The sequence below is a fragment of the Shewanella sp. SM32 genome, from assembly GCF_025654235.1.
Classification (GTDB): domain Bacteria; phylum Pseudomonadota; class Gammaproteobacteria; order Enterobacterales; family Shewanellaceae; genus Shewanella; species Shewanella oncorhynchi.
Window position 1 is genome coordinate 26948 of the sequence record NZ_JAKKRO010000054.1, and the last position, 6516, is coordinate 33463.

General features: G+C 42.5%; 4 protein-coding genes and 1 pseudogene. 4 read left to right on the forward strand and 1 reads right to left on the reverse strand.

Annotated elements, in window-relative coordinates:
• Window positions 1-174 precede the first annotated feature (174 nt).
• The 4 genes from nrdA (at window position 175) to L5M10_RS18335 (ending at window position 6313) form a co-directional block, all read left to right on the forward strand.
• Complete coding sequence (gene nrdA / locus L5M10_RS18320) at window positions 175-2463, forward strand: class 1a ribonucleoside-diphosphate reductase subunit alpha (RefSeq protein ID WP_113940388.1); 2289 nt, start codon at window positions 175-177, stop codon at window positions 2461-2463.
• 141 nt (window positions 2464-2604) lie between these two features.
• Window positions 2605-3837 (forward strand): tyrosine-type recombinase/integrase, encoded by a 1233-nt coding sequence (locus L5M10_RS18325; protein WP_263255704.1) that lies wholly within the window; start codon window positions 2605-2607, stop codon window positions 3835-3837.
• The gene (locus L5M10_RS18330) at window positions 3834-5456 is read left to right on the forward strand and encodes a site-specific integrase (RefSeq protein ID WP_263255705.1); all 1623 of its coding nucleotides are present in this window, start codon (window positions 3834-3836) and stop codon (window positions 5454-5456) included. Before L5M10_RS18325 ends, L5M10_RS18330 begins: the two co-directional genes overlap by 4 nt.
• A complete protein-coding gene (locus L5M10_RS18335; RefSeq protein WP_263255706.1) occupies window positions 5453-6313 on the forward strand; it encodes a hypothetical protein in 861 nt (286 codons plus the stop codon). The genes L5M10_RS18330 and L5M10_RS18335 overlap by 4 nt, the downstream gene beginning before the upstream one ends.
• On the opposite strand, the pseudogene L5M10_RS18340 reads toward L5M10_RS18335, so the two are convergent.
• Window positions 6310-6516 (reverse strand): annotated as a pseudogene (locus tag L5M10_RS18340) (IS3 family transposase); the annotation flags it as partial. The gene L5M10_RS18335 and the pseudogene L5M10_RS18340 overlap by 4 nt on opposite strands.

The following is a 6516-nucleotide window of genomic DNA, read 5'->3' on the forward strand; positions in this document are numbered from 1 at the left end:
AAACACCATATCTTGTGTATAGGTAACAATCAGACACACTAGAAGCTCGCCGCTTAATTGACTCGTTTTTAACCAGTCAGCTGTATTTAAGGGACGATTATTGATTGTTTTACAAGGATACGTACGGTGATTTTGCTCACCTAAATACATATAAGAACCAAGGCCTATCTCCAAATGAATAGCACTATGACAGTCACAAAACGCTGTGGCGATCGTGAGAATATCGATCTCGAAAAAATACACCGCGTAATTACTTGGGCAGCCAAGGGATTAAAAAACGTTTCTGTTTCGGAAGTTGAACTTCGCTCGCACCTACAGTTTTTCGATGGCATCCCAACCGAAGCTATCCATGAAACCATTATCAAGGCTGCGGCAGATTTAATTTCTCCAGAATCACCGGACTATCAGTTCCTCGCTGCCCGTTTAGCGGTGTTTCATTTGCGTAAGAAGGCCTTCGGTCAGTTTGAGCCGCCCGCATTGTATGCTCACGTGACTAAATTGGTTGAGCTGGGTAAATACGACCAACACATTTTAAGAGATTACACCCGCGAAGAGCTGGATGTGATGGATACCTATATCGACCATTGGCGCGATATGGACTTCTCTTACGCAGCGGTAAAACAGCTTGAAGGCAAATATTTAGTTCAAAACCGTGTGACCCACGAAATCTATGAGAGCGCGCAGTTCCTTTACATTTTGGTCGCGGCTTGCTTGTTTGCCCGTTATCCAAAAGAGACGCGCCTGAAATACGTTAAAGATTTCTATGACGCGGTATCAACTTTTAAACTGTCGCTGCCAACGCCAATTATGGCCGGTGTGCGCACCCCAACGCGTCAGTTTAGCTCTTGCGTACTGATCGAATGTGGTGACAGCTTAGATTCTATCAACGCGACCGCTTCGTCTATCGTGAAATACGTCAGCCAACGTGCGGGTATCGGTATTAACGCCGGTCGTATTCGCGCCTTAGGTAGCCCAATCCGTGGTGGTGAAGCCTTCCACACAGGTTGTTTACCTTTCTATAAGTATTTCCAAACCGCAGTGAAGTCGTGCTCTCAAGGCGGCGTGCGTGGCGGTGCTGCGACCCTGTTCTACCCTATTTGGCACTTAGAAGTCGAATCTCTGCTGGTATTGAAAAATAACCGCGGCGTCGAAGACAACCGTATCCGTCATTTAGACTACGGTGTGCAGTTGAACAAAGTCATGTATCAACGTCTGATCAAAGGCGAGAACATCAGTTTATTTAGCCCATCTGACGTACCTGGCTTGTACGATGCTTTCTTTGAAGATCAAAACGAATTCGAACGTTTATATGTGCAATATGAGCAAGACAGCAACATTCGTAAGAAAACGATAAAAGCCGTTGAGCTGTTTTCACTGATGATGCAAGAGCGTGCTTCAACGGGCCGTATCTACATTCAGAACGTGGATCACTGCAACACTCACAGCCCGTTCGATTCAAAAGTCGCGCCGATCAGACAGTCTAACCTGTGTCTTGAAATCGCCCTGCCGACTAAACCATTGAACAACATCGATGATCCTGAAGGTGAAATCGCGCTTTGTACGCTGTCAGCACTTAACTTAGGTTCTATCAAAGAGTTATCTGATATTGAGCCATTAGCCGACCTCGCCGTACGCGCACTGGATAATCTATTGGATTATCAAGATTACCCTATCAAGGCCGCGCAAATCGCCTCGATGAATCGCCGTACTTTAGGTATAGGCGTGATCAACTTCGCTAACTATTTAGCGAAAAATGGCATGAAGTATTCTGATGGTAGCGCGAACGCTTTAACCCACAGAACCTTCGAAGCGATTCAGTACTATTTACTGAAAGCCTCAATGAACTTGGCCAAAGAGCAAGGTGCGTGTCCGTTATTCCACGAGACCACTTACTCTCAAGGTATTTTGCCAATCGATACCTACAAACGTGACCTAGATAAAATTTGTGCTGAACCATTGCACTTAGACTGGGAATCACTGCGTAGCGATATCAAGCAATATGGCCTGCGTAACTCAACGCTGTCGGCATTAATGCCATCAGAAACCTCGTCGCAAATCTCCAATGCGACCAATGGTATTGAGCCACCACGTGGACTTATCAGCGTGAAATCGAGCAAAGACGGTCAGCTAAAACAAGTGGTACCTGATTTCGATACACTGAAAGATAGCTATGAATTGCTGTGGAAAATGCCAAGCAACGACGGTTACTTACAGCTGGTGGGTATTATGCAGAAATTCGTTGACCAAGCGATTTCGGCTAACACTAACTACGATCCTTCACGTTTTGAAGGCCGTAAAGTACCCATGCAAACCCTGCTGAAAGATTTGCTCAATGCTTACAAGTTAGGTGTTAAAACGCTTTACTACCATAACACTCGCGATGGTGCGTCGGATTCACACGATGACATCACCAATTTAGAGAAAGAAGATGACGGTTGCGCCGGCGGCGCATGTAAAATTTAACCCCCGTGTTTTTAGTTATGTAACCTTTTTGTTGATAACAATAAAAAATACATAAAAATCAATAAACTAAAGCGACCTCTTGCAGGTCGCTTTTTTTTGCGTATACTAAAAATATCTTAGTCGTGTTTATAATGTATCAAAATGAGATTTCGCATAAAATTTATCTCCCACCCTGAGTATGAAAACCAGCACATTCCAATGGTTGTCGATTCTGATTGTGCGGAGTTCCCTGAACCTTCCGCTGCGCTTTGGGGTTGGAGTTTATGGTTATCTCACCCTCTCAACACGGTAGAAGGCCGTTTACGCGATCTCTGTGTCTTTTACGAGTTTGTAGAAAAAGAGTGTCAACACTTTTTTGAAGATGCTGCTGCTCTTAAACTCCTTACTATGAGAGATGTAAATAGATTGTCCTCTTTTTTGTTAATCAATTTTCAGCATGAGTTGAGTAATGGTGTGATGGTTAAACCATCCACCTTTAATCGAAGAATTGATTCTGTATCCAAATTTTTAAGATTCCACTACACAAGGTACATTGAAAGGGTCAATGACCTTGAAAAAGCTGATACGATTAACAAGAAGATGAATTCTATTATTTCGTTCTTTTCAAAAAAGAAATATTCCAAAAGCGAGGTGGAAAACCAAACCAATGTGTCAGAGCCATTGTCCGAAGCTGATCTCGATCTCATTACCACCATTATTCGTCCTTCAAAGGACAATTTCATAAATGAAGTTAACCCATTCAGGACTCAACTTCAGGTCAGAAATGCTTGCCTGATAATGTTGATGTGTGAGTTAGGTGGGAGGATTTCAGAAATTGTTCTCTTTCACTGTAATGACAACGACTTAAGATTAACAACTAATCCGACAGTTCGAATCCAACAACAAAGTAAAAATAACCCCGCTTTCCGAGGAAGAAAGGATAGCGCGTCGCATAAAACCCGAAACCGTGAACTGCCTATTAGTCGTGGATTAGCGGATCTACTCATTGAGTACATCGAAGACTACAGACCTAAATTAAGGCGGCCTTGCCAAGGAAAACTAACAGATTACTTATTTGTGAGTGAAAAAGATGGTGGCCCGATGACCACGTCGGGTGTTACACATGTTTTAAAAAGTGTATTTAAAGATCATCCTTACCTAAAGAGTTTAATCCATCCTCACCGATTAAGAACTACTCGGATAACACAACTAAGAGAAGGTGTTGATAAAAGCTTCGACGGAAAAAACTCGCCCATGATAAAAGCTGGCGAAATGCAAGATATCTTAACTACATGGGGAGGATGGTCAACAACAAGCACAATGCCTCGGCGTTATACCAATGCCCATTTACAACGGAAGTTAAATGAATATTTAAAAGGAGTGGGAAAGAAATGAGTCGAGCTGCAATCAAATATTTACCTGACACCCAACCTGATGTTTATCAGTACATGTATGATGAAGTTATCCGATTAAATGACGACTGCGACCCTATTCCACAACAAATAACCACGTTTTTTGGGCAAGCAGTGACTCTGAGGAAAAGCGATGGATATTTAAACACCAAACTTCGGATTGTGAATTTAGGAAAAGATGCTAACCGTTATGAATTAAAGGAGGCCTACTGCAAATATCCATACTTAAACTACATTTCAATTCAATGCTGGATAAGTGCAGCTATAGACCGAACGCCTGCTTCTCTGAATCATTTGGGTGTTGGTCTAAAGAGCCTTTCGGCAATTACGTTATCTGACAAAGCGCTTAGTGATGAGAGCACATTTTCAAAAGAAATAGCGACACAATTATCATCCCTCATTCTTACTAATGCTGACGACCAACGTATCTGGATGTCTGTGCGAATATTTGCAAATTTTGCAATCGAGATGGGTTTTTGGGGATTTGACGAGAGACTTATCTTTAAACTGGATGAAGTTGCAATCAGAGACAGGAATCAAAAGCTTCGTGTTTCTCTTCTCGATCACGACCACGGCCCTTTTACACGTTCAGAAATAGCAGAAATTAGTCAAGCTCTTCATCGCCCTGATGTCTCAATTCGAGAGAGAGTGCTGATCAAATTAGCCATGCAATTTGGGTTACGCCCTATTCAAATTGGTCTTCTCAGAGAGTCTGATATCTACTACGACAGTAAGTTATTAGTATGGTTTATCAATATTCCACGAGTGAAAGGTAAGGTTGCTCAGCTACGCAGAAATGCCAATAATTTTGTAACCAGAGAATTACCTGAAGAACTTGCGGCTGAGATCCAAACGTTAATTAAGAAAGATTCCGGTTCCGAACAATTGAATCTCGATGGACACCCTTTGCCAAGACCACTAATTAAACGTAAGAACCCGAATTCAAATTTGTTAAAACATCCTGTTCTTAAAGAATATGGATGGCATGAAATGTCTGCTTCTCTGTCAAGGAAATTCAAAGATCTTGGTAGAAAGCTGAAAATCATCTCACAACATGTTGTTGACGAAAAAGGTGAGCCAACCTTATTGAATCTACATTGCTACCGCTTCCGCTATACACTGGGTACTCGGATGGTGATGGAAGGCAAAACCCCTGAGGAAATCGCTATCGCGTTGGATCACAGTTCCACAGCTTCTGTGGAACATTACTTTCGGTATAACCGAGACCTTATTGATTTCATTGACGATACCTTCGACTCATCATCTGCACTCAAAAATGCGGTGGCCCGATGGCAAGGATTTTTAATAAGCGAAAATGATCAAATCGCGGGTTCCTTAGTGAAAATCAGCGATATAGCTAGTTTAGGGAAGTGTCTTAAACAAACGCGATGTGATATGCACCCCACTATCAGTTGCTACAGTTGCACGCGGTTTCGTCCATTTATCAACGCAGACCACGAGGCGCAACTTAAAGTCATCGAAGCTGAAAGAGCATTTTTACAAAACAGCTCATCAGGGCCAGTTAAACATCAACTTGATGAGGCTTGGATTGGTGCGGTGCAAATTGTTGAGGCACAAAAAACGCTGAGAGGTAATCAATGACCCTCAATATTTCAGCGTTAAAAGAGCATAAACAATCCAAACTTCTGTCAACCTATCTGGATAGGCTTGATGAAATGAAAAAACATGCCCTTACTGAATTCAATAGTCTTGTTTCTACAGGTACTGTGGTTGGGTTATGGAACGACCCTCTATGGAAATATCAAAACAGCTCACTTTACTTCACAAAACCATTCGACTCAGCAGGAAATTTAATAACAAGTACCACAAAGCCTGAAGCGAAGATCCCTCTGGAAGGCTTTTGGAGTGACCTGATTAAGATTTATGCCATAACCAATATAAAGAAAGCAAAGACCACTAAAGCGGTCAGGTCAACACTGGGGGCTCTAATTTGGCTGGCTCATATAACCTCGTATGAGCCGTTTGAATTAGTGAACCTAAAGCAAGAGAAGTTAGACAAGCTGATACCAATTCTTGAGAAACATTTCGAGCGACGTGGTCCATACGAGCGGCTCAAAGAGATTGTCAGCTTCACAAAAAAATTTCTGATCCCAAACCGTCTGTGCCGAAGTTTTTTAGTGTCGATAAATATGAAAAATCCTGCTTTATCACAAGCAGATGTCACAAGTTCGGAGTATCAGGAACGCAGAGATAAGAAATACGAGGCTGATGTGGATCGTTACATTGGTTTAGTAAAACAGCGATTTGATGCTGATCAGAAGCGTATTGAAAATAATCTGCCGCCTCTCTACTCATCGACAAAACCCCTCTATGACGAATTGAGGTTACTTGCGGTTCCTTTTCTCATGGCGTTTGGACTGAGAGTCGGTGAGTTGTGTACCCTGCCTGTGGATTGCGGTGTTTTTCAAGATAGTTGTCACTCTTTGTTTAAATATTAAGCTGCATTTATTACGCCTTCTTCTGGTGCCTTATCTGGGTTGAGTGTTACAGCGCCAACCGCTTCACAATTTCTGATCTCTGTAGACCAACGCATCGGTTTTCTTTCCTTCGCCGCCTCAAGCACTTTCTTGCGCTTCGCTAAAATAGCGCCATCTTGCAGTGCATGACGTTGCCCTGGTGAGACAAAATTTAGCTGGCTGTG